This window comes from Flagellimonas algarum, from assembly GCF_040513375.1.
Taxonomy (GTDB): Bacteria; Bacteroidota; Bacteroidia; order Flavobacteriales; family Flavobacteriaceae; genus Flagellimonas_B; species Flagellimonas_B algarum.
Window position 1 is genome coordinate 362,085 of record NZ_JBEVTG010000002.1, and the last position, 21,293, is coordinate 383,377.

The 21,293-nt window shown below is 48.3% G+C and carries 19 protein-coding genes; 11 read left to right on the forward strand and 8 right to left on the reverse strand.

From position 1 onward, the window contains the following. From ABV409_RS08880 to ABV409_RS08900, 5 genes are all read left to right on the forward strand, one after another. On the forward strand, nucleotides 1–330 hold the full coding sequence (locus ABV409_RS08880; RefSeq protein ID WP_353877229.1) for a translation initiation factor: 330 nt from the start codon (nucleotides 1–3) through the stop codon (nucleotides 328–330). Nucleotides 331–475: 145 nt separating this feature from the next. Beyond that, entirely contained in the window at nucleotides 476–1,408 is a 933-nt protein-coding gene (locus tag ABV409_RS08885; protein WP_353877230.1) for a DUF1835 domain-containing protein, read from the forward strand. Between the two features lies 1 nt (nucleotide 1,409). Next, entirely contained in the window at nucleotides 1,410–2,267 is an 858-nt protein-coding gene (locus ABV409_RS08890) for a nucleoside phosphorylase (protein WP_353877231.1), read from the forward strand. A 54-nt stretch (nucleotides 2,268–2,321) separates the two neighbouring features. Further along, nucleotides 2,322–4,364 carry a polyphosphate kinase 1 gene (gene ppk1 / locus ABV409_RS08895; RefSeq protein WP_353877232.1) on the forward strand — a complete coding sequence of 681 codons (2,043 nt, stop codon included), beginning with the start codon at nucleotides 2,322–2,324 and terminating at the stop codon, nucleotides 4,362–4,364. After that, nucleotides 4,351–5,199: a substrate-binding domain-containing protein gene (locus ABV409_RS08900; protein ID WP_353877233.1), complete on the forward strand. Its 849-nt coding sequence runs from the start codon at nucleotides 4,351–4,353 to the stop codon at nucleotides 5,197–5,199. The genes ppk1 and ABV409_RS08900 overlap by 14 nt, the downstream gene beginning before the upstream one ends. On the opposite strand, the gene ABV409_RS08905 is transcribed toward ABV409_RS08900, so the two are convergent. Continuing rightward, nucleotides 5,200–5,601 (reverse strand): response regulator, encoded by a 402-nt coding sequence (locus ABV409_RS08905; RefSeq protein WP_353877234.1) that lies wholly within the window; start codon nucleotides 5,599–5,601, stop codon nucleotides 5,200–5,202. A gap of 86 nt (nucleotides 5,602–5,687) precedes the next feature. Continuing rightward, entirely contained in the window at nucleotides 5,688–6,353 is a 666-nt protein-coding gene (gene ung, locus ABV409_RS08910) for a uracil-DNA glycosylase (RefSeq protein WP_353877235.1), read from the reverse strand. A gap of 89 nt (nucleotides 6,354–6,442) precedes the next feature. On the opposite strand from ung, the gene ABV409_RS08915 reads away from it, so the two are divergent. The 3 genes from ABV409_RS08915 (at nucleotide 6,443) to ABV409_RS08925 (ending at nucleotide 10,867) form a co-directional block, all read left to right on the forward strand. Continuing rightward, nucleotides 6,443–7,489, forward strand: coding sequence for a dipeptide epimerase (locus ABV409_RS08915; RefSeq protein WP_353877236.1), 1,047 nt, complete (start codon nucleotides 6,443–6,445; stop codon nucleotides 7,487–7,489). Further along, entirely contained in the window at nucleotides 7,489–8,544 is a 1,056-nt protein-coding gene (locus tag ABV409_RS08920) for an N-acetyltransferase DgcN family protein (RefSeq protein ID WP_353877237.1), read from the forward strand. The genes ABV409_RS08915 and ABV409_RS08920 overlap by 1 nt, the downstream gene beginning before the upstream one ends. Nucleotides 8,545–8,689: 145 nt before the next feature. Next, a complete protein-coding gene (locus ABV409_RS08925) occupies nucleotides 8,690–10,867 on the forward strand; it encodes an endonuclease MutS2 (protein ID WP_353878159.1) in 2,178 nt (725 codons plus the stop codon). 14 nt (nucleotides 10,868–10,881) lie between these two features. Here the strand turns inward: ABV409_RS08925 and ABV409_RS08930 are convergent, their stop codons facing one another. From ABV409_RS08930 to ABV409_RS08950, 5 genes are all read right to left on the reverse strand, one after another. Then, nucleotides 10,882–11,259, reverse strand: a complete 378-nt coding sequence (locus tag ABV409_RS08930) for a hypothetical protein (RefSeq protein ID WP_353877238.1) — start codon at nucleotides 11,257–11,259, stop codon at nucleotides 10,882–10,884. 35 nt (nucleotides 11,260–11,294) lie between these two features. Then, on the reverse strand, nucleotides 11,295–13,220 hold the full coding sequence (locus ABV409_RS08935) for a hypothetical protein (protein ID WP_353877239.1): 1,926 nt from the start codon (nucleotides 13,218–13,220) through the stop codon (nucleotides 11,295–11,297). Between the two features lies 1 nt (nucleotide 13,221). Then, nucleotides 13,222–13,878 carry a hypothetical protein gene (locus ABV409_RS08940; RefSeq protein WP_353877240.1) on the reverse strand — a complete coding sequence of 219 codons (657 nt, stop codon included), beginning with the start codon at nucleotides 13,876–13,878 and terminating at the stop codon, nucleotides 13,222–13,224. After that, nucleotides 13,875–14,363, reverse strand: a complete 489-nt coding sequence (locus ABV409_RS08945) for a T9SS type A sorting domain-containing protein (protein WP_353877241.1) — start codon at nucleotides 14,361–14,363, stop codon at nucleotides 13,875–13,877. The genes ABV409_RS08940 and ABV409_RS08945 overlap by 4 nt, the downstream gene beginning before the upstream one ends. 130 nt (nucleotides 14,364–14,493) lie before the next feature. Then, a complete protein-coding gene (locus ABV409_RS08950; RefSeq protein WP_353877242.1) occupies nucleotides 14,494–15,045 on the reverse strand; it encodes a hypothetical protein in 552 nt (183 codons plus the stop codon). Nucleotides 15,046–15,348: 303 nt separating this feature from the next. Between ABV409_RS08950 and ABV409_RS08955 the strand changes: the two genes are divergently transcribed. From ABV409_RS08955 to ABV409_RS08965, 3 genes are all read left to right on the forward strand, one after another. Beyond that, the gene (locus tag ABV409_RS08955; RefSeq protein WP_353877243.1) at nucleotides 15,349–17,229 is read left to right on the forward strand and encodes a tetratricopeptide repeat protein; all 1,881 of its coding nucleotides are present in this window, start codon (nucleotides 15,349–15,351) and stop codon (nucleotides 17,227–17,229) included. 377 nt (nucleotides 17,230–17,606) lie between these two features. After that, complete coding sequence (locus ABV409_RS08960; RefSeq protein ID WP_353877244.1) at nucleotides 17,607–19,088, forward strand: tetratricopeptide repeat protein; 1,482 nt, start codon at nucleotides 17,607–17,609, stop codon at nucleotides 19,086–19,088. A 209-nt stretch (nucleotides 19,089–19,297) separates the two neighbouring features. After that, nucleotides 19,298–20,968, forward strand: coding sequence for a tetratricopeptide repeat protein (locus tag ABV409_RS08965; RefSeq protein WP_353877245.1), 1,671 nt, complete (start codon nucleotides 19,298–19,300; stop codon nucleotides 20,966–20,968). On the opposite strand, the gene ABV409_RS08970 is transcribed toward ABV409_RS08965, so the two are convergent. Beyond that, nucleotides 20,965–21,126 (reverse strand): hypothetical protein, encoded by a 162-nt coding sequence (locus ABV409_RS08970; protein ID WP_353877246.1) that lies wholly within the window; start codon nucleotides 21,124–21,126, stop codon nucleotides 20,965–20,967. The two genes, ABV409_RS08965 and ABV409_RS08970, sit on opposite strands and share 4 nt — an antisense overlap. Between the last annotated feature and the right edge of the window lie 167 nt (nucleotides 21,127–21,293).

Below are 21,293 nucleotides of genomic sequence, written 5' to 3' on the forward strand. Positions count from 1 at the left end.
ATGGATTTGGAAGACCAATTGAGAAACCTATTTCCCGATCACCAACCCGAACCTGATGATACGCCCAAGCCTGAGGCCCCGGAATTCTGGTTGCAAGACGACCCGTTGCTGTGCAAATACGAGAAACGGAAAGGCAAACCGATTACGTTGATCGAAGGCTATAACGGAGCTACCTCAGACTTCAAGAAATTGACCAAAGCCCTGCAAAACCTATTGGGTACGGGCGGCAGCCATAAAAACGAAACCATCATCATACAAGGGGATTTTAGGGATAAGATCATGGATTTCCTGAAAGAAAATGGGTTTTCGGTCAAGCGTGTCGGGGGTTGAAACCAGTGGTTGCTTTAGTCCGTCCGATTATTCGGTCAACTGTTAAATTTCTCGGATGAAACGCAGGGTTTTGAGAAAATTATTTTTGTTTTTTTCCTTTTAAGCTTACTTTAGTTCTTCTAACCAACGAAAACTACAACTAAAAATGAAATCGCTGTTGCACATTACCAATGGGGACAGTTTCACAGATAGGCTGAACACTTTGCCTATCAAAGGAGACATTATTACTTGGAGGGAGATGCTGTGTGAAGGAAAAACACTAAGCACGGTCGGAAGCGAGTCTTTTTGGAAAACCCGTTTTGATTTTTTAAACAAAAACTACAAAGTCACCAAGTCGTGGTTCGTAGAAAAAACGCTGAAGGAATACCGTTCCCTCTGCAATCATAAACAACAAGATCGTATCGTCCTTTGGTTTGAATACGATCTTTTTTGTCAGGTCAATATGCTAGCGGTCATCAGCTGGCTCAAGACCCACCGTCGTCATGCGGAAATCGCTTTGGTCTGCAGTGGCAAGGAGGACGCTTCAGGCAATCTGTATGCCTTGAACGAGTTGAGTGATGAAAAGCTCTTGGCTTTGTACGAGAACCGCACCATACTCTCACAAGACGATATCGAATACGCCGATTACGTATGGCAGCTGTACTGCAGCGACAACCCCATGCGTCTTGAAAACCTCAAGGATTTCGAAAATTACCAGTTCGCCTACCTAGGCGATGCCGTACAGGCCCATTTAAAACGGTTCCCGAGCATCCGCAATGGCCTGAATGCCGTTGAAAACCAAGTGTTGAAGGTAGCTGCAGCGCAAAAACCGAAGAACAAACGGGAATTGATGGGGGCTATTTTAAGCAACCAAGGGGTATACGGTTACGGCGACTCCCAATTCGAACGGATTATCGGCCACGTGCGTCCTTTGTTCTCCTCGCTTAGTCCGGTGCGTTTGAATAAAAAGGGCAAGGAAGTATTGGAAGAACAAACCAACTACTACGCTTTCTTACGCGATAACGACGCCTATCTTGGCGGTGCCTTGAAGTATAACTTTTTGTACAATACGACTACGGAACGCATCCTAAAACTATAGCATGCCTTTGCGCGAATCTGAGCTGATTCTCAATTCCGACGGCAGCATATACCACCTCAATCTGCATCCTGGGGATGTGGCCCCTACCGTGATCACCGTCGGTGATCCCGATCGGGTGGCAGCGGTCTCCAAACACTTCGACTCCCTGGAACTCCAAAAAGGAAAACGGGAATTCGTCGCCCATACCGGCTATCTGAACCAAAAACGGTTGACCGTCATCTCTACGGGGATCGGTACGGATAACATCGATATCGTTTTGAACGAATTGGATGCCTTGGTCAACGTCGATTTTGCTTCGCGGACCATAAAAAAGGACCTGACCCATCTGGACATCGTCCGGATCGGCACTTCGGGGGCCTTACAGGCCGACATTCCGGTCGATAGCTTTTTGATCTCGGAACGCGCCATCGGTTTTGACGGCCTCTTCCAGTTTTACACAGCCGAGGATTCCCCTTTCGCCACCCATTTTTCGAGCTATTTACAAGACCATGGGGTATCCATTGCCCATTATGTGACCGAAGCTTCGAAAAGCCTATGCCAACAGCTCGATTCAAATCGTATACGATTTGGGGTTACCGTGACCAACGCCGGCTTCTACGGCCCGCAAGGCAGGAAAATCAGGCTCTCCCCGAAGTATCCCGACTTAAATGAACTGTTGCAGACCTACCGTTTTGAAGGCCGCCCCTTGACCAATTTGGAGATGGAAACGGCAGGTATTTACGGTCTGGCGACCGCTTTAGGACATCATGCGGTCTCGATGAACGCCATTTTGGCCAACCGGGCCACTGGAGCGTTCTCGACCCGACCCGCTGACACGGTCGAAGCCCTCATTCAATACACCCTTGAGCAGCTGACTTAACGTTCGCTTTAAGTACAACCCCTATCTTCTGGTTATTTTTGGGGAAACTGCAGTATGGACAAACGACCTTTGAAGCATCGCGACATCAATTGGCTATATTTCAACGAGCGGGTATTGCTCGAAGCGGCCAATCCGACTACCCCCCTACTCGAACGGCTGAAGTTTTTGGCCATTTTTTCATCCAACCTCGATGAATATTTCAAGGTACGGGTCTCGCAGTTGCGTCAATTGAAGGCGGTCGACAAACCCCTTCGCAAGAAGCTGGTCTTAAAGCCCAACAAAAAATTGAAGTTCATACTCAAGACCGTTCGACAACAACAAGAACGATACGGTGCTGTTTTTGGGGGGATTTTGGAGGAATTACGGGAAGAAGGCATACGAATACTCCAAATGGAGGAGCTGGATACCGAACAGAACGAATACGTTTCGGCCCTGTTCGAAACGGGAATCCGGCCCCACTGCAGTGTCATCGACCTGGTGCGGGAAACCGATGTCGACGACAGCCAATTGTACCTGATCGCCGATATCTCCGATACCGACTTCGATACCATCAAAATTCCCGTCAAGACGTGCGGCCGCTTTATCGAACTCCCCGGCCCGGGACTGAACCTGCTGTTCTTGGACGACATCGTCAGGGCCCATGCCCCGACCCTCTTGCCCCAAAAGCAAGTTAAAGGGGCTTATGGCATCAAGATGTCTCGGGATGCCGAACTCTATTTGGAAGATGATTATACCGATGCCGAGCTGGTCGATCGGATCTACAACGCATTGGGCAAACGTGAATCGGGGCAACCCACACGCCTACTCTTCGATGCGGCCATGCCCGAAAGCCTGCAACGGCATTTGCAATCGGAATTGGGCTTGGGTTCGGTCGATATGCTAGAGGGTGGCCGATACCACAACCTATCGGACCTGTTCGGTTTTCCTGTGAAAGCGGCCCATAGCCACTTGCAATACGGACCCATGCCACCGCTGCCCCATCCGGAAGCCGGGTATGAAGGCAACCTCTTGGACCGTATCGGTGAAAAAGACCTTTTGGTGCATTTTCCTTACCAAGAATTCGATTTGGTGGAAACATTTATCGAGAACGCCGCCCAGGACCCTTCGGTCACCAGCATCAAACTATCGCTTTACCGCATTGCCAAAAGCTCGAAATTGACCGATGCCGTATTGAAGGCCCTTGAACTGGGGAAACAGGTCTTGCTCTTCGTGGAGGCCCAAGCACGCTTCGATGAGGAAAACAATATCAAATGGGGCCGGATCTTTCAAGAGAAAGGTGCTACCGTATTGTTCAGCGTGCCCAACATCAAAGTACACTCGAAAATCGCCTTGGTCGAGCGCGAACAGGAAGGCCGCACCCAGCGCTATGCCTATATCGGTACCGGGAATTTCAATGCGAAGACCGCCAAACTATACTGCGACCACGGCCTGTTAACGGCCCATGAAGGCATTACCGGTGAATTGGCGCAAGTATTCGATGTCTTGGACCGCAAGTTGATCATCCCCAAATTAAAATACCTTTTGGTATCGCCTTTTACAAGCCGTAACCGCTTTATGGAATTGATCCAAAACGAAATCGACAACGCCCGACAAGGAAAACCCGCAGGTATCACGGCTAAAATGAACAGTTTGGAAGACACCAAGATGATCCAGGCCCTCTATCGGGCAAGCGAAGCCGGGGTGCCCATTCGGTTGTTGGTCCGGGGCTTTTGTTGCCTGCAACCCAAGGCCCTATCGGAATTGGCGCCAGGGGAAGCGCCGATCGTGATTACCAGCATCATCGATCGCTATTTGGAACACGGCCGGATCTACCTTTTTGAAAACGGGGGAAGCCCCAAAATGTTTATCGGATCCGCCGATTGGATGACCCGAAATCTCGACAAGCGCATCGAAGTACTGACCCCCATTTTGGACACCGCTGTTTTTTCGGAATTGAAGGATATTCTCGAGCTGCAACTCCAAGACACCGCCAAAGCCCGGGTGATCGACGCCGAGGACAGCAACCACAAGGTGGAAAAAGCGGACGATACAGCCGAACTTCGGTCACAATATGCTATCTATGCCTATCTAAAAGCGAAAACGGATGCAGCACGTTAGGATCATCGGGGTACCCGAGCATTTCAACCTCCCTTGGCATATGGCCATTGAAGATGGCGCCTTTACCGACCGGGGCATCGACCTGCAGTGGACCGACATCCCCGAAGGCACGGGGCGTATGGCCCAGATGTTGGCGGATCAAGAGACCGATCTGGCCATCATCTTGACCGAAGGCATCGTCAAAAGCATCGCGGCCGGCAATCCGACCAAGATCGTGCAGACCTATGTGGCTTCGCCCCTTCTTTGGGGCATCCATGTGGCCCAAGACAGTCACTATACCCAACTCGACCAGCTCCAAGGTGCCAAAGCGGCCATCAGTCGTATGGGCAGTGGCAGTCATTTGATGGCCTATGTACATGCTGAAAACCAAGGTTGGGACCGTAAGGCACTCGAATTCGAGATCATCAACAATTTGGACGGTGCTGTAGCCGGATTGACGGGCGGAATGGATGCCTATTTCTTATGGGAACATTATACGACCAAGCCTTTGGTAGACGCGGGTACTTTTCGCCGTTTGGGCGATTGCCCGACCCCTTGGCCTTGTTTCGTGGTCGCGGCCGGTACGGACTTTTTGGAACGACATCCGACCCTGCTGCCCCATATTTTGGAAGTCATCAATGGCTATACCCGCGAATTCAAGATGATCCCCAGTATTGATCGCACCTTGGCGAACCGTTATGGGCAGCAATTGGAGGATATCCGTTCGTGGTTGTCCAAGACCGAATGGGGTCAAGAGCAGCTCGAGACGGCTACCCTGTTGGACGTGCAACACCGCCTACACCAATTGGGCTTGTTGGAATCCACCCATGATTCGACCACCTATTTGTTGGAATAACTAAGAAAAATGTTTGTTGATAAGCGCCCTGAATTTCAAATCGGAAAGGGGTTTCTGCGCCGTATCGGCCACGTTGGGCGCGGCCATGGCTTTGGCAACGATGTTCTCGGTGTCGAGGGCGGTCAGCATGACGATCACGACCTTCTTTTTGATGCCCGCATCGATTTTCGCCTCATAGGCGTCTAAAAACTCCCAGCCGTTCATTACCGGCATGTTGGTGTCCAATATCAAAAGACAGGGAGCGATCTCACCACCGTTGAGCAGTAAAAATTCGATGGCTTCCTTCCCGTTGGCGACCACATTGACCTCCAAACCGCTGTCCAATTGGCTCAAGAAGAATTTATTCAGGAAATTGGTGGTGTCGTCGTCATCTACCAACAACACCGATTGTAGCTTTCCCACCCCTATAAGAATTTTCGTATAAAGTTAATAAGATTTAAACGTACAAAATTTAATATTGCAAAATTTTTGGGTAGGAAACTTATAGTTCACCAACTTATTAACGGGCGGCCCATTTGGGCCAACAAGGCGTTGGTTTTGCTAAAGTGCTGGTTCCCAAACCACAACCCTCGGTTCGCACTTAAGGGGGAAGGATGCCCTGAGGTCAGGATGTGGTGTTTCGAACTGTCGATCAGCCCGGCCTTTTTCTTGGCGAATCCGCCCCATAATAGGAATACTACCCCTTCGCGACCGGCAGAAAGCGTTTTGATCACCGCATCGGTAAAGGTCTCCCAGCCTTGTTTTTGATGACTACCCGCTTGGGAGGCGCGCACGCTAAGGGTGGCGTTCAACAGCAATACCCCTTGTTCGGCCCAGCGTTCCAAATTGCCACTCTCTGGATAGGGCACCCCCATATCGACCTTGATCTCTTTGAAGATATTGATCAGCGAAGGCGGATGCGGAATCCCATCATTGACCGAAAAACACAGGCCGTTGGCTTGGTTGGGTCCGTGATAGGGATCCTGGCCGATGATTACCACTTTCACCTCTTGAAACGGACAGTGGTCGAAGGCCGCAAACAACTGTCCGCCCTTGGGGTAGCAGGTATGGCTGCGGTATTCGGCTTTGACGAATTCGATCAATCGCTTGAAATAGGGCTGTTCGAATTCCGATTGCAACCGGCTTTTCCAACTGGGTTCGATCTGTACCTCCATGACTGGGTTTTGGCATAAAAATACAGTTTGCCGTTGATTTCTTTGCTACCCAAACAAAATCGAATACATTTAAAAGACAAACCCGAACCATGACCCTCAATTACCACATCCAGTATTTGAAAAAACGCTTTCCGCTGCGCATCAGCCGCGGTGTTCGCGATGGCCAACACAACCTGTTCGTATCCATAACCGACGGCAGCCATACCGGCTGGGGAGAGACCTCCCCCGGTGCTTCCGAAGGGGCGGCCACGGCTGAGGAGGCCCAAGCCCAACTGCAGGCTTTTGAAGCAAAGCACGATATCGATCCCGACGCCGTTTTCGATACCTACGACCAGGCCTTGGTCCATGGGGTATCCCCCTGTGCTTTGGCCGCGCTTGATATGGCGCTTTGGGACTTAAAGGCGAAAAAAGCCGGCATGCCTTTATACCGTTTGTTGGGCTTTTCGAAACCCAACAAGGCCACCTCGATCACTTTGGGCATTATGTCCCCCGAAGAGGCGGCGGTGCGGCTACCCTTGATTTTGGAGCAGGACGGTATCCGTACCTTGAAGGTGAAATTGGGGAATCCTGAAGGCATCGTGGCCGACAAGGCCATGTACGAAGCGGTCCTGGCTTATCATCAAAACTATCCCATCTCCATCCGTGTCGATGCCAACGGTGGATGGAACGTGGCCGATGCCAAGCATATGATGCAGTGGTTGGCCGAACGGCATTGCGAATACGTCGAACAACCGCTAAAAGAAGGCGAGGAAGCCAGGCTTTCCGAACTATTTGTCGACCGACCCCTCCCGATTTTCGTGGATGAAAGCTGTCGTTTTGCTTCCGACATCCCCAAATGGGCCGATGCGGTCGACGGGGTCAATATGAAACTGATGAAATGCGGTGGGATAAGCGGTGCCTTGCGCATCATTGCCACGGCCAATTCCTTTGGTCTAAAGACCATGATAGGATGCATGGGCGAAACCTCCATCTCGATCGCTGCCGGGGCCGCTGTATCCGGGGCCTTGGACCATATCGACCTGGATTCGCACTTGAACCTGAACCCGGATCCCTGCGAAGGGGCTCCCTTATTCAATGAAATCACCATGCCGCTCGATGTACCGGGCCATGGTGGCCAATTCAAATCCGTTCCCTAATGTTCAGTACCGATCAAAAAATCGCCCTGTTTATGGAAGGGGCTTTAGACAACGATTCCGGCAAGATGGGCTACGGTTTGATGCGCTTTTCAAAACATCCGATCGTCTGCGTGATCGATTCCAACTATGCCGGAAAAACCGTTGCGGAAGCGGTGGCACTGCCCTATGCGATTCCCGTGGTGGGCAGCGTAGCCGAAGCTTTGCGGTACGAAGCCGAAATCTTGGTCTTGGGCATCGCCCCGAGCGGGGGACGTTTTCCCGACGCTTGGGACGCACCGATCACCGAAGCCCTGAAAAGCGGCATGTCGTTGATCAATGGGCTGCACGATGATTTGAACGCCAGATACGGCGAGCATCTGGTGACCAATCGCATTTGGGACGTGCGCAAACCCCAGCCGAGCTATCCGATAGCGACGGCCAAGGCCGCCGCCTTGCCCAACCAGCGCATCTTGATGATCGGTACCGACATGGCCGCTGGGAAAATGACGGCCGGATTGGAATTGTATGCCGCTTTACAGGCCGAAGGACGTTCCGTAGGATTCGTACCTACCGGGCAAATCGGAATCACCCTGATGGGCAATGGCATCCCACTAGACGCCATCAAGGTCGACCAGGCTGCTGGGGCCGTCGAACAGGCGGTTTTGGAACAGGCCGATAAAGACATTGTCATCATCGAAGGGCAGGGTTCCCTGGCCCATCCCGGGAGCACGGCCACCCTACCACTGATCCGCGGTTCACAACCGACCCATTTCATCCTGTGCCATAAGGCCGCACATTCGCATTTGCGTTATCCGGTCTCCCATGTCCCGATACCCCCCTTGGATGCTTTTATCGCCCTCAATGAGGCGGTCGCTGCGGTCAACGGCTCTTTACAACCCGCGAAAACCTTGGGTGTCGCCTTGAACACGGTGGGCCTCAGCGAGGAAGTAGCGCAAGAAAAAGTCGATGCCACCGAGGCTCTGACGGGACTCCCGACCACCGATGTGGTACGGTTTGGGGTTGAAAAACTTATCTTAGCAGTAACGCAACACACTGGTAATGAAACTAAAACGTAAGCACATCCTTTGGTTGGTCGTGGCTATCCTCCTCTTTTTGATTTGGGCCGAACTCGGCGTCGGTATCTTCGGTACCCCCTTTGCGGGCAGTTGATCCCTATTCAAGTGAGGTGAATGCGTATCTTTGCGCTGCTTGAAAAAGACTATGCAGGCCATCCACAAAAAAACCCTGGAAGATCTCGAGTTCCCGACCGTGTTGGAACAACTCGCCCTACGCTGTGCAACGGAACTGGGCAAGGCGGCTGCATTGGAGCTTGCCCCGTTCACCGACAAGCAAGCGCTGCTGGCGCATTTGGGACAGACCTCGGAGTATTTGGCCTCTTTCACCAATGAGAACCGCATCCCTAACCACGGATTCGACGCCATCACCAAGGAATTGAAGCTGTTGGGTATCGAGAACACCACGCTCGAGGTATCCGGATTCCGAAGGATCGGTCATTTGTGCACCACGCTGTCCATCCACAAAAAGTTCTTCAAAAAATTCAAGGAATACTATCCCCTGCTCTTTGCGACGGTAGACATACAGGAGGAAAATAAGCAGATACCGGACGCGATCAACCGCGTCATCGATAAGTTCGGGGAGATCCGCGATGATGCCTCGATCGAATTGAAGCAGATCCGGTTACAGATCAATACGGTACGCTCAAAAATCAACCAGAGTTTCGGGGCTGCCCTTTCACGCTATCAAACGGCCGACTTTCTGGACGACATCAAAGAATCCATCGTCGAGAACCGCCGCGTATTGGCCGTAAAGGCCATGCACCGCCGCAAGGTCAAAGGTACGGTCATGGGATCCTCGAAAACCGGGAGCATCGTCTACGTGGTGCCCGAGGCTACCTTGCAGTTCAGCACGGAACTCAGCAATTTGGAATATGAGGAAAAAGAGGAAATTCGCCGAATCCTCTTGGAACTGACGGATTCTATCCGCCACGAATCCCATCAACTATCGGGCTACCAAGACTACTTGACCCATATCGATATCACGGCGGCCAAGGCTAAATACGCGAGCGAAATGGATGCCGCATTGCCCAAATTGAATGACGATAAGACCTTGTTTTTGCGCGATGCCTTTCATCCGCTCTTGTTTTTGGCAAACAAGCAACAGCAGCAAAAGACCTGGCCGCAAACCATTTCCTTGGAAAAAGGCAACCGCATCATCGTCATTTCAGGGCCCAATGCCGGAGGAAAAAGCATCACCCTAAAAACGATAGGATTACTTCAAGTAATGCTTCAATCGGGGTTTCTAATTCCCGTTCATGAAAGGAGTTCCGTTTGTTTTTTCGATAAGATATTGACCGATATCGGTGACAACCAATCCATCGAGAACCACCTAAGTACCTACAGCTATCGCTTGAAGAACATGAACCAGTTTCTGAAGCGGTGCAACAGCAATACCCTGTTCTTGATCGACGAATTCGGAACAGGTTCGGATCCCGAATTGGGTGGGGCGCTAGCCGAGGCTTTTCTTGAAGTGTTTTACGAACGGGAAGCCTATGGAGTCATCACCACCCACTATGCGAACCTCAAACTCTTGGCCAACGAATTGCCGCATATGACCAATGCGAACATGCAGTTCGATAACCGTACCTTGGAACCGACCTTCAAGCTCGTCTTGGGTGAAGCGGGCAGTTCGTTCACCTTCGAAGTGGCCCAAAAGAACGGCATCCCCTATTCGCTGATCAATAAGGCCAAAAAGAAGATCGACCGGGGCAAGGTGCGTTTCGATGCTACCATTTCGAAGTTGCAGAAAGAACGGTCGAAAATGTCACAGACCGAGTCGCGCCTGCAAGACGAGGAGACCAAGGCCAAGCAAGAAGCGGCCCGGCTAGAAAAGCTGAACGCCAAGATCAAATCGAAGTTGGAGAACTACCAGGAACTCTACGACCACAACCAACGTATGATCCATTTGGGAAACAAGGTCAACGATGCCGCGGAGCGCTATTTCCTTGACAATAAAAAGCGACCCTTGATCTCGGAATTGCTCCGTATCGTAGAGACGGAGAACAGCAAGCGCAAAAAAAGCTCGGCCAAGGAGGCCAAGGCCAAAAAAGCGGTCAAGAAACAAACAGCGAACGAGCTGGAACAAAAGATCGTCAAGGTGCGCCAAGAAAAGGCGGTCAAAAAGAAAAAGGCAGTACAAGCCGAAAAAGCGAAACCCAGACCGGTGTTCAAGCTCGGGGATCGGGTGCGCATGCACGACGGGAAGGCCGTCGGTAGCATCGATGTGTTGGAAAAAGGAAAAGCCGTAGTGAACTACGGCTTGTTTACCACCCAAGTGAGTGTGGATTTGCTGGAATTGGTCGAGGCCGGCCCAAAAAAATAAGCCTGCCCTACGAATCAGTTTTTCACACCCGTCCAGGTGCCGTTCTGCCCCCTGCGGTTGTCGACCCAGGTACCCGCTGCTTCATTGGTTTCTTCCAACTGCCCAACGAATTCGCGGTCTTCGGAATTGCCCAAGGTTGCGGAAAGACTGCCATTATCGGCCACTCGACCCCTGATATCGGCCGAATCGGAGGTGAAGGAAGACGTGGCCGTGCCGGTCACATTACCGGTCGAACTCACATTGACGGTCCAGACTCCGCGGTCACCGCCGGAGTAGGTGCCACTCCAGCTTCCGACCAGGCTGGGATCGATTTCAGTGCCTTCATCATCCTTCGAACAGGAGGTGGCAATTAGCAATAATACAAGTGCGGGTAAATACAGTAGTTTTCTCATTGTTTTGGTTTTTAGAATGCTATTTTTTTTTGGATTCAGTTACTTGATTTCGAAGCGATGATCGCTTGCATTTTTTGAATGGCCCGTGCATAGTAGGCGTTGTATTTCGCCAGGTTCTCTTCGGACGGATTCGACACTATTTCAGAGAGGTAAGGCATATCGGCAAATTTGAAATGCGGATTTTCCAAGTCTTTTTCCTGCATTAGGGTCTGCAGCGTCCGCATCTTTTCCCGGTTATCGGTGATTTGGTCCAAACCATATTGCTTGGCGAGCAGTTCGTTCAGGGGCCTGGCCGTTGTCGTTTTGCTTTGGGGGGCTACGGATACGGTTTCCACCTCGAAGTACTCGGGGCGGAATGCAGGGTTGACTTCAGCCAAGGCTTCTTGCATGCGGTTCATCGTCGACTGCATGCGCGCGAGTTCTTGCGATAGATCGTTCGCATTGATGCCTACCGCGGTATTGATGAAAGAGAACGGTTCTTGGCCCTGGTAGGCTTCCCAGGCCACCCCGACGATGCGTTGGTAATCGTTGACCCGCATTTGGTCGGGGGCCACGGCAATGGCCATGCCATCGCCATTCCCCGATGGCAGGATGTAATCGCCTTTATCGACCGTGCCCAATACTTTTACCGGAACCTGCCCGATAAAAGCGACGCGCTTGTACAGGTGTTCTTCATGTTGTAGCGGCATGGCCCCGGTGACGATCGGGTTGTGCGAGATGACCATGAAGCGTTCCGCATCCAAAAAGGTGGTGGAAATTTCACCGGCCCGCACCCCAACGACCTCTCCATAGGTCAAGGTCTCTTTTGGGTCGTATTTTTTCAGCCATTCGGCATAATCGGCACCGCCCGATTCAAAGGCCGTACCGCGATTGATCTCGTTGTAGGCGATGGTGAGCGAAATCTGAAAGCCTTGGATCAATAGGGAAAAACCTGACCAAGCCGCATCATCACAGTCCCCCAAAACAGCCACACCCCCGATACAAGCCGCGAGGTTGGTCCCGAAAGTGGCCGAAGCTTCCAGCAGGTCCATATATTCCAAAAGCAAGTTTAAGGAATAGTCGTTGTTCAAATAAATGTCAAAGGCACCCGGAGCATCGGCAGGGGGAGCCGTATCATCATCTTCCTGATCTTTGGCTTCGTCTTCGGACGGTTCGCTATCCAACAAGACCTCCAGAATGAAATTCTGACTGACGTCGCTGAAGGCCTGAAAGCCTTCGATACGGCCGATGGGTTCGTTTTGGGCATTCCAGAACGACATGAAGTTATGTTCCCTGGTGGGAGTGTCCCGATTCAATTGAATGGCCACCCCATGCGCACTGCCCGTGACCAATAACGGATACGAATCGATATCCTCTTGTAGCGTGCTTTCCATGGTAGTCTCGATGATCACCCGATCTCTAAACTCGGCATCGTCTTCAACCCGTAACCGATTCAGACGGGTGTTCTGGTCTACGATCACATCGCCCGTAAACCAAGCCGTGCGTTGGTTGTTGACATTCAAATCATTGTTCAGGTCGGTAATGCCATCGGCGATCAGGTTGCGGTGGCGCACATAAGGCACATAGGTCAACGGCTGTCTACTGAAAGGCGTGAAATTACTTCCTGCTTGTAAATCGATATCCACCTCCAGGGTTTTGGCCCCATCCCAATTGATCAAATCAAAGCTGGCGAGCCCTTGCCCGGTGGGTTGACCTTGGCCGATGGTCAGGTTGATCGTGCCATAGGCATCCGTACGGGTATCTTGGGTCTCTTGGTAATCGATGTTCCCGAAAGTGTCGATCAAAGTAAATCGAATGCGAAGGTCTTGGTTGGGAATGTTGTTCGAAGGCACATCTACGCCGGGTATCTCATCCGGATTGTTATCGACCAAGACCGCTTGATAGGTAATGCCCTCGACCTGGGTCCATCCCAGAAGGGGAAGCGCCCATAGGCATGCGATCAAAAAGTACTGCTTTTTCATATTAGAACGATTTAAAGGCACAATTACAGCCGGGCAATTGGATGACGATGCCCAAACCGACGGCGTGCATGTTGATACTTAGTTTTTCATTATCCTCAGGGCGTGCGTTGGCCAATGCGAAACTCCGCCCGTAGTGGTAGCTCAAATAAAGTGCGGCTTTGTTCGAAATGGGGTATTGCACCCCTAGTCCCAAGCGCGGCACCCATAGCAAGGCATCGAATTCATCTTCACCCGACAGATTGAACACCTGGTTGTTCAAAATCTGGGTCCCCCGAACCAGGTACTCCAAAGAAACCGTGGGCTTGAGGTAGAATTCAAAGGCCTTCGACCTGCTGAAATAGTAGACCATGCCGGTTTGTAGGCCGGCGTAGCTGACATTCCACTCGAAGTAATTATCCAATAGGGCATCACTGGCCACAGCCCCGTAGGTGTTCAGAACGGCACCCAGCAGGATGTTGACCTTATCCCCCGGCAGTTGAAAGGCATAGCCGGCGTTCAGGTAGGAAGCGCCATTGGACTGTAGGTTTTCCAAGGTGCCCCCGGCGGAATTTTCATAATCGAAACTAGAGATCACTTGCCCCCATTCGGCATACAGCTGTTGAGATCGAAGCCCTTGTGACAAAGCCACCAAAGCGACGAATAGCAATAAACGGCTCATCGCTTGATCAATTGGGCCACTGTTTGCTGGGTCCCTGAACGGAGCCTAAGGAAATAGGACCCTTGCGGTAACCCCAATAAGGGTATGGTCAGTTGGGTACTGGCATCAAAATCTTCGGTACGTATGAGGCGGCCGCTGATATCGAAAAGTTCCATGGCGATCGCTTCCTCAAGCTGCTGTTCGAGGTTGACAATGACGCCGTTGGTAAACGGATTCGGATAGACCACCACTTCCAAGACATTGGGGTCACCCCCCAACACGATGGCCGGTAAGGCTTGGATATACCCTTGTCGTAGTTCGTTGTTTTCGACCGGAAAGGTTCCGATCACGCTATGTTGGCCGATACTCTGTTGGATGAAGTAGGTTCCGGCAGCTGAGGTTACCGTTTGGCTGTTTCCGGCCGAGGCCAACATTTGGCGTTGTAATTCTTGGCTTTGCATCCCTTGTATCCATACCAAGGCAAGCAAAAGTATGCTCGTTTTCATCGGTATTGCTTTAATGGTTATACTTGAGAGGACCGCATCTGGTCTGGTTCGACCCACGTGCCGTGTTGAAAAGCGACCGATGCCAAGTTGTTGAATCTACAACTTAAAGCACCAGCCGCTAATACAACCATTAAAGCCTCGTTATGGTGTAAGTCACCACTGATGTTTGGCCGGGAGTGTCCGAAAACGTGAGTTCAACATCTTGGGTACCCGTAATGGCAGCCAAGGTAAAAGTACTTGACTCGTCACCTTGGAACTGCGAAAAACCGCCTCCATCATTTTCGTCCAATTCGCCAGCGCAGGTAATACTGCTATTGCTCAATTGATCCTCAGGTACGGTAAAGGTTGCCTCACCGGTCAACTGGGTGTCGTTTTGCCCTACGCTAATGGCTTCATCCATAACCGTAGACCATAGTACTCTGGTGTCAACAGTAGTTCCAATGGTCAACGATGTGGTTAAATCACCGTAAATTTCAAGCTCCACATTGTTGGCATCACCTTCCCCTGAGGTATCGGTGGCTTTGATTTTTGTCAGGTTCACTCGAAAACGGATGTCCGCTACTTCGACAACAGGCGGTTCTGTTTCATCTTCGTCTTTACTACAAGAAACAGTAGTCATCAGGGTCATGCCCAAGAAGAGTACGGGCAACATTCTAAGTTTTTGGTTCATTGATTTCATCATTCTGTTTTTTTAGATTCAACACCCCAAAACTAGAAGCCGAATACGCCCAGTCCTAATTTTCGGCATGGACAAAGTATGGACAGGACTTTGGTTTTCGGGAAAGAACACCCCTGGACAACAGCTTTTCCGTTGTTTAGAATTAAAAATTTAAGTAATTGATTTTTAATCCTTTATATTACATTTTATAAGCTCTGAACGAATTATATTCATGGACGAATCAAGGACAAGGTGTTTGATGATGAACAATTGGGCTTAATATCACTGTTCCATATTCCGTATCTTAACAATTCAAATCCATCTTCCATGAAGTTCCGATTCATTGTCACTTTGCTCCTATTCCTTTTTATCAAAAGCGTTTTTGCCCAAAACCAAGAAGAAATCGATAGCCTTTTACAAGTTTATGAGTCGACCACTGAAACTGAAAAGAAAATCAAAACCCTGTTTAGGCTCTATGAGGTTACCGTATATGATGATCCGGAAAAGGCGAAGGAGTATCTTGATACCTGTTCGGAGCTATCAACAGCCGCCGAATCCGAATACGGTATTATCCGAAGCGCGATTTGTTATGGACATTATTATGCCCTAATCGGGCAAGTGGACCTAGGGGCGGAATATGACCGGAAAGCCTTAAAACTATCCCATACCTATGACAACGATTTCTTTATCACTTCCATTCTAAGGAACTTGGCCACTTATGAGGAACACAAAGGGAATTATAAAAGAGCCATCTCCTTAATGGACTCTGCGGCTACCTACCAACTCCAGTACAAGGATTTCCTTAGATACGGTTCTGCCTTAAATGTGATCGGTTACAATTATTATGAGCTGGGCAATTACCCAAAGGCCATGGAATATTTCAAAAAGGCCATTTCTACCATGGATACGCTGCCGACCCAAACCTATCACCAGGCAGACACCTACCGAAATATCGGCAATCTAATGTTGGTGCAAAAAGAACACGATCCCGCCTTGGAAGCCTTCGAGGCTGCCATGGCTACCTATATAGCAACCGACGATCACTTGTATCAGGCCACGACCCTTATGGATATAGGCAACGTCCATAAACTGAAAAAAGACTACGACAAGGCGATCGAATTTCACAATAGGTGCCTTGAAATCGCTGAAACCCATGGTTTTCCCACCCAGGTTGTTTACGCTTACTACGAACTTGGAGCTGCTTTTTTGGAAAAAAAAGAATACGAAACGGCCATTTCCTATTATAACAAATGCTTAAACCAAGATTTGACGGATGTTTCCGAAATCAACCAAATCGCTTTTTTATTGGATCTGGGCCACACCCATACCCTGAACAATGAATGGACTCAAGGGCTTGAATACCTAAATGCTTCGGTCCATAAAGCGGATTCCTTAAAGCTCCTGAAAAAACTGAAAGAGGCTTTGGCCATTCGAAGCCTTAACTATGAAAAGCAAGGGGACCTAAGGAAATCATTGGTGGACTTAAAACGCTCCCAAAAAATCAATGATAGCGCCTTTACAATGGAAAAGGCCAAACAGATGAACAAATTGCAAGTCGTTTATGAGACGGAACGAAAGGAAGCTGAAATCGCAATACAGCAAGAAGAGATCAACACTTTAAATGAAAAGTCCCGGGCCGATAACCTGCAAAAAGGATTATACGCTGGAGGTATGGGCTCTGCCCTAGCCTTATCGGGACTGCTTGTCTTCGGGTTTCGTCAGCGGATGAAAAAGAACCGTATCGCCCGTGAAAAACAGGAAGAAATCTATAGACAAGAAATCGCACACAAGAAAAAGGAACTGGCGAGCCAGACCTTACATTTGGTGCAGAAAAACACCTTTTTAGACGAACTCAAGGAGAATTTGGAAAACCTCAAAAACTCGCCCGATAAGTTTAAAATGGAGTTCCGCCGCATTGTGATGTTGCTGAAAAAGGAAAAGGCCTCCGACAAGGATTGGGAGACCTTCAAAACCTACTTTTCAGAGGTGCACAACGACTTTGATCAAAAGTTGAAGACGCTCTATGCCGATATTTCGGAGAAGGAAATCCGCCTGGCGGCCTTTTTACGAATGAACTTGACCACCAAAGAAATCGCGGCCACCTTAAACGTTTTGCCCGATAGCATTTTGAAATCAAAGTACCGGCTCAAAAAGAAATTGGGCCTGGACAAAGAAACCGATTTAACCTCATATCTGAACACATTATGAAAAAACTAACCATACTCCTTATGCTCTCGGCAATCGAACTAGTTGGGCAAAACAGTACTAAAATAGACAGCCTTTTACATGTATATCAAACAACAAACAATGATAGTATAAAACTTCGGGCGAGTAATAGGATTACCTCCTATTATATGTATCGTGATATCGACAAAGCAAAGAGTTTTGCCCAAATCCAATTGCAGCTTTCGAAAGATGCAAACAATGATCAAGCACGTCTGAAAGCCTTGAATCATTTCTCAACCATTTATACTCGGCTAAGTCAATATGACTCCGCCCAATATTACATTGAAAAAACCTTGGACCTTGCCATTGAAACAAAAAACTTAAGTCAGGAATCCATTTCCAGGCATAGTTGGGTAATCATGGAAATAGATAGAGGTAATTATGAAAAGGCAATGGCTCTTAATGAAAAAAACATCGAGTTCAACCAGAAAATTCAAGACACCTTGGGTTTAGCCATGTCGTATGAAACGGAGAGTTCCATATACACGGACAAGGGGTTTTATGAATTGTCCCTCAAAAGTGTGATGAAGAGTCTGGAGGTTTATGAAAAATTTGGAGATAGTATCCGTATAGCTGATGTTTTCCAAAAAATAGCGGTTATTGAAAACTCGCTAGAAAATTTTGATAGTGCTATAGCGAATAGCAACAAGGCATTGAAGATCTATGAGCGATTTGAGGATATTGAATACCAAGCAATGATGTTGAATATCCTAGGAATCTCTTACAAATTCAAAAAACAATTTAGGGAAGCGGAAACCTATTTTTTAAAGAGCATGGAAATCTCACAAAAATTTGGTTATACCACTATTTACTTAGTGAGTATTGCGCACCTAAGCGATACTTATCTAGAGCTTAACGAGAACCAAAAGGCGAAAAAATTAATAGATGAGGGAATTGCGACATCAAAAGAACTGAATATCCATCGTATGGCATCTTATTTTAAGATGCGAAGGGCAAAATATCTTAAAAACATCAATGCCAAAGAAAAGAGTTTAGCCTTGTTGGACGAAATTATCCGTGAATTTCCGAATGAGAAAGAGTACTTATTGTCCGCTTATAAAATCAAGATGGAAATTTACAAGGAACAAGGCAGGTTTCAAGCGGCTTACGAACATTTTGAAACCTTTAAAATATTGGAAGATTCGACTTCCAAGAAGACCAATGCCCAAAAAATCGATGAACTAAGAATTATCCACCAGACAGAACAAAAAGAAGCTGAAATCGCGTTACAGGAAGAGGAAATCAACACCTTGAATGAAAAGTCCCGGGCCGATAACCTGCAAAAAGGATTATACGCTGGAGGTATGGGCTCTGCCCTAGCCTTATCAGGACTGCTTGTCTTCGGGTTTCGTCAGCGGATGAAAAAGAACCGTATCGCCCGTGAAAAACAGGAAGAAATCTATAGACAAGAAATCGCACACAAGAAAAAGGAACTGGCGAGCCAGACCTTACATTTGGTGCAGAAAAACACCTTTTTAGACGAACTCAAGGAGAATTTGGAAAACCTCAAAAACTCGCCCGATAAGTTTAAAATGGAGTTCCGCCGCATTGTAATGTTACTGAAAAAGGAAAAAGCTTCCGACAAGGATTGGGAGACCTTCAAAACCTACTTTTCAGAGGTGCACAACGACTTTGATCAAAAGTTGAAAACCCTCTATGCCGATATTTCGGAGAAGGAAATCCGTTTGGCGGCCTTTTTACGCATGAACTTGACCACCAAAGAGATTGCGGCCACCTTAAACGTTTTGCCCGATAGCATTTTGAAATCAAAGTACCGGCTCAAAAAGAAACTGGGTTTGGATAAAGAAACAGACCTAACTACTTTTTTAAATACCCTATGAAACTTTATAGCCTTCTATTTTTTCTCACTTTTTATGTGTCGCTTAATGCACAGTATGGCTCCAACCGTCAGAAAATAGATAGTCTTTCAAACCTTTTGCAAGCTATCCCCAGAGATTCTTCAAGAACTTCCATTCTAGTTGACCTTTGGAGAGCACATATCAATAATGATGTAGATCAGGCCCTCACCATTAGTGATTCAATTATTGTTTTGGGAAAAGACTTGAATAACAACTCGATTCTTGCTACGGGCTATCAACGTAAAGGCATTGCCTATTTCTATTATGATGACCTGTCCAAATCAACGTCATTTTACAAGAAAACACTGCAGTTAAGCCAACAACAAGGAAAAACCGCAACCACGGCGGCGATGGAATTGAATATTTCCCAGAATTACGAAAAACTGGGCATGATGGATAGCGCGCTATATTTTTCTGAAAAGGCCAAGAGTAATTTTGGAGCTATAAATGATCGTGCTGGGTTGGGGAGTGTGTATCATACCCTAGGTGTTATACGCGGCAGTCAAGGCTATCACCAACTGGCATTGGAAAACGCAATTTCGGCTGCAAAAATATTTGAATCCGTAAAAGACTCCCTTCGGTGGAGTGATGCCAATTCATTGATTGCGCAATCGTATCTAAAGATGAAAGACAGCACATCAGCGGAGCCCTATTTTAGAAGCGCGATGGAACTTTATAAAAGGAAAAATGACAAGCATTACCAATGCCTAACCATGACGAACCTGGCAGCCCTATTGTTTAAAAGGCCTGAAAAACAGCTGGAAGCAGATTCGCTTTTGATGGAAAGTATTTCGATTGCGAAGAAGATAAAGGGGCCTATTTATGAATCGCTTGCCTATTTGATACAAGGTGGGTTGTACCAGCATCAGGGCAAATTCGCGGATGCCGAGAATAACTTTCTGAAATCCCAAACGATTTCGGATTCAACGGGAAACAGAAATCATGGATTTCAAGCAAGGCTGGGTTTGGCTGGGATTTATGTAGAACGAGGGCAAACTGCCAAAGCGGATGAATTGCTTGAAAAAATACTACGCAACATGGGAAGTGAAATTGGTTTCAGCTTGAAAAGCAAGGCCTTTCGTTTGCAATCCACCCTTAAGTCAAAACTTGGCAAACCGGTAGCTGCTCTAGCTTCTTATCAAAATTACAAAGGGATGAATGACAGCATCTTTAATATTGAAAATGGGAATCGTTTTCGAGAGTTGCAAATCATGTATGAGACCGAAAAAAAGGAAGCCGCGCTCGTCTTACAAGAAAAGGAAATACAAACGCTGAACCAAGAGGTTGAAATCAGCAACCTTCGCAAGGGCCTGTATATGGGAGGTATGGCCTCTGCCCTGGCCCTTTTTGGACTCTCCGTTTTCGGGTACCGTCAACGCATCAAAAAGAACCGTATCGCCCGCGAAAAGCAGGAAGCGATTTACAAACAGGAAATCGCTCACAAGAAAAAGGAACTGGCCAGCCAGACGCTGCATTTGGTGCAGAAAAACACCTTTTTGGACGAGCTCAAAGAGAATTTGGAGAACCTCAAAAGCTCCCCGGACAAGTTTAAGATGGAGTTTCGCCGCATTGTGATGCTGCTCAAAAAGGAAAAGGCCTCCGACAAGGATTGGGAGACCTTTAAAACCTATTTTTCAGAGGTGCACAACGACTTCGACCAAAAGTTGAAAACCCTCTATGCCGATATTTCGGAAAAAGAAATCCGATTGGCGGCCTTTTTACGGATGAACCTGACCACGAAGGAAATCGCGGCCACGATGAACGTCTTGCCCGATAGTATTTTGAAATCAAAGTACCGGCTCAAAAAGAAATTGGACTTGGGTAAGGACATCGATCTGGTCGGATTTTTGAATACACTTTAAAATTGCACCCAATTGCCTTGATCCTCATCGTCATCGCCGCCATCGGCCGATTGGTCATACAGATCTTGGTCTGATTCCGAGGCGCATGCCGTAAAAGAGATCGACATCGCTCCTATTGCCAAAAGAAATAGGAAATGCTTGAATTTTGAATGTTTCATTCTATAGTTTTTGGTTATCCTTAAAACTACGAAAAAGAACATCATGAAGCGGTATACCCATTTCCCCTCCATAAAGCAATTCAAAAAAGATGTCGATGCCTTCATCGATAAGACCACTAAGTAGAAATTGACACCTGGTCACCCTCAATACTTTAGGGTTTTGATGG

What these genes read in the sequence shown, in the direction of transcription:
- ppk1 (WP_353877232.1), top strand. Translation starts at nt 2,322, where the DNA reads ATGGACAAACGACCTTTGAAGCATCGCGACATCAATTGGCTATATTTC.
- ABV409_RS08930 (WP_353877238.1), bottom strand. Translation starts at nt 11,259, where the DNA reads ATGAGAAAACTACTGTATTTACCCGCACTTGTATTATTGCTAATTGCC.
- ABV409_RS08920 (WP_353877237.1), top strand. Translation starts at nt 7,489, where the DNA reads ATGTTCAGTACCGATCAAAAAATCGCCCTGTTTATGGAAGGGGCTTTA.
- ABV409_RS08950 (WP_353877242.1), bottom strand. Translation starts at nt 15,045, where the DNA reads ATGATGAAATCAATGAACCAAAAACTTAGAATGTTGCCCGTACTCTTC.
- ABV409_RS08925 (WP_353878159.1), top strand. Translation starts at nt 8,690, where the DNA reads ATGCAGGCCATCCACAAAAAAACCCTGGAAGATCTCGAGTTCCCGACC.
- ABV409_RS08960 (WP_353877244.1), top strand. Translation starts at nt 17,607, where the DNA reads ATGGAAATAGATAGAGGTAATTATGAAAAGGCAATGGCTCTTAATGAA.
- ung (WP_353877235.1), bottom strand. Translation starts at nt 6,353, where the DNA reads ATGGAGGTACAGATCGAACCCAGTTGGAAAAGCCGGTTGCAATCGGAA.
- ABV409_RS08900 (WP_353877233.1), top strand. Translation starts at nt 4,351, where the DNA reads ATGCAGCACGTTAGGATCATCGGGGTACCCGAGCATTTCAACCTCCCT.
- ABV409_RS08880 (WP_353877229.1), top strand. Translation starts at nt 1, where the DNA reads ATGGATTTGGAAGACCAATTGAGAAACCTATTTCCCGATCACCAACCC.
- ABV409_RS08955 (WP_353877243.1), top strand. Translation starts at nt 15,349, where the DNA reads ATGAAGTTCCGATTCATTGTCACTTTGCTCCTATTCCTTTTTATCAAA.
- ABV409_RS08890 (WP_353877231.1), top strand. Translation starts at nt 1,410, where the DNA reads ATGCCTTTGCGCGAATCTGAGCTGATTCTCAATTCCGACGGCAGCATA.
- ABV409_RS08945 (WP_353877241.1), bottom strand. Translation starts at nt 14,363, where the DNA reads ATGAAAACGAGCATACTTTTGCTTGCCTTGGTATGGATACAAGGGATG.
- ABV409_RS08915 (WP_353877236.1), top strand. Translation starts at nt 6,443, where the DNA reads ATGACCCTCAATTACCACATCCAGTATTTGAAAAAACGCTTTCCGCTG.
- ABV409_RS08970 (WP_353877246.1), bottom strand. Translation starts at nt 21,126, where the DNA reads ATGAAACATTCAAAATTCAAGCATTTCCTATTTCTTTTGGCAATAGGA.
- ABV409_RS08940 (WP_353877240.1), bottom strand. Translation starts at nt 13,878, where the DNA reads ATGAGCCGTTTATTGCTATTCGTCGCTTTGGTGGCTTTGTCACAAGGG.
- ABV409_RS08935 (WP_353877239.1), bottom strand. Translation starts at nt 13,220, where the DNA reads ATGAAAAAGCAGTACTTTTTGATCGCATGCCTATGGGCGCTTCCCCTT.
- ABV409_RS08885 (WP_353877230.1), top strand. Translation starts at nt 476, where the DNA reads ATGAAATCGCTGTTGCACATTACCAATGGGGACAGTTTCACAGATAGG.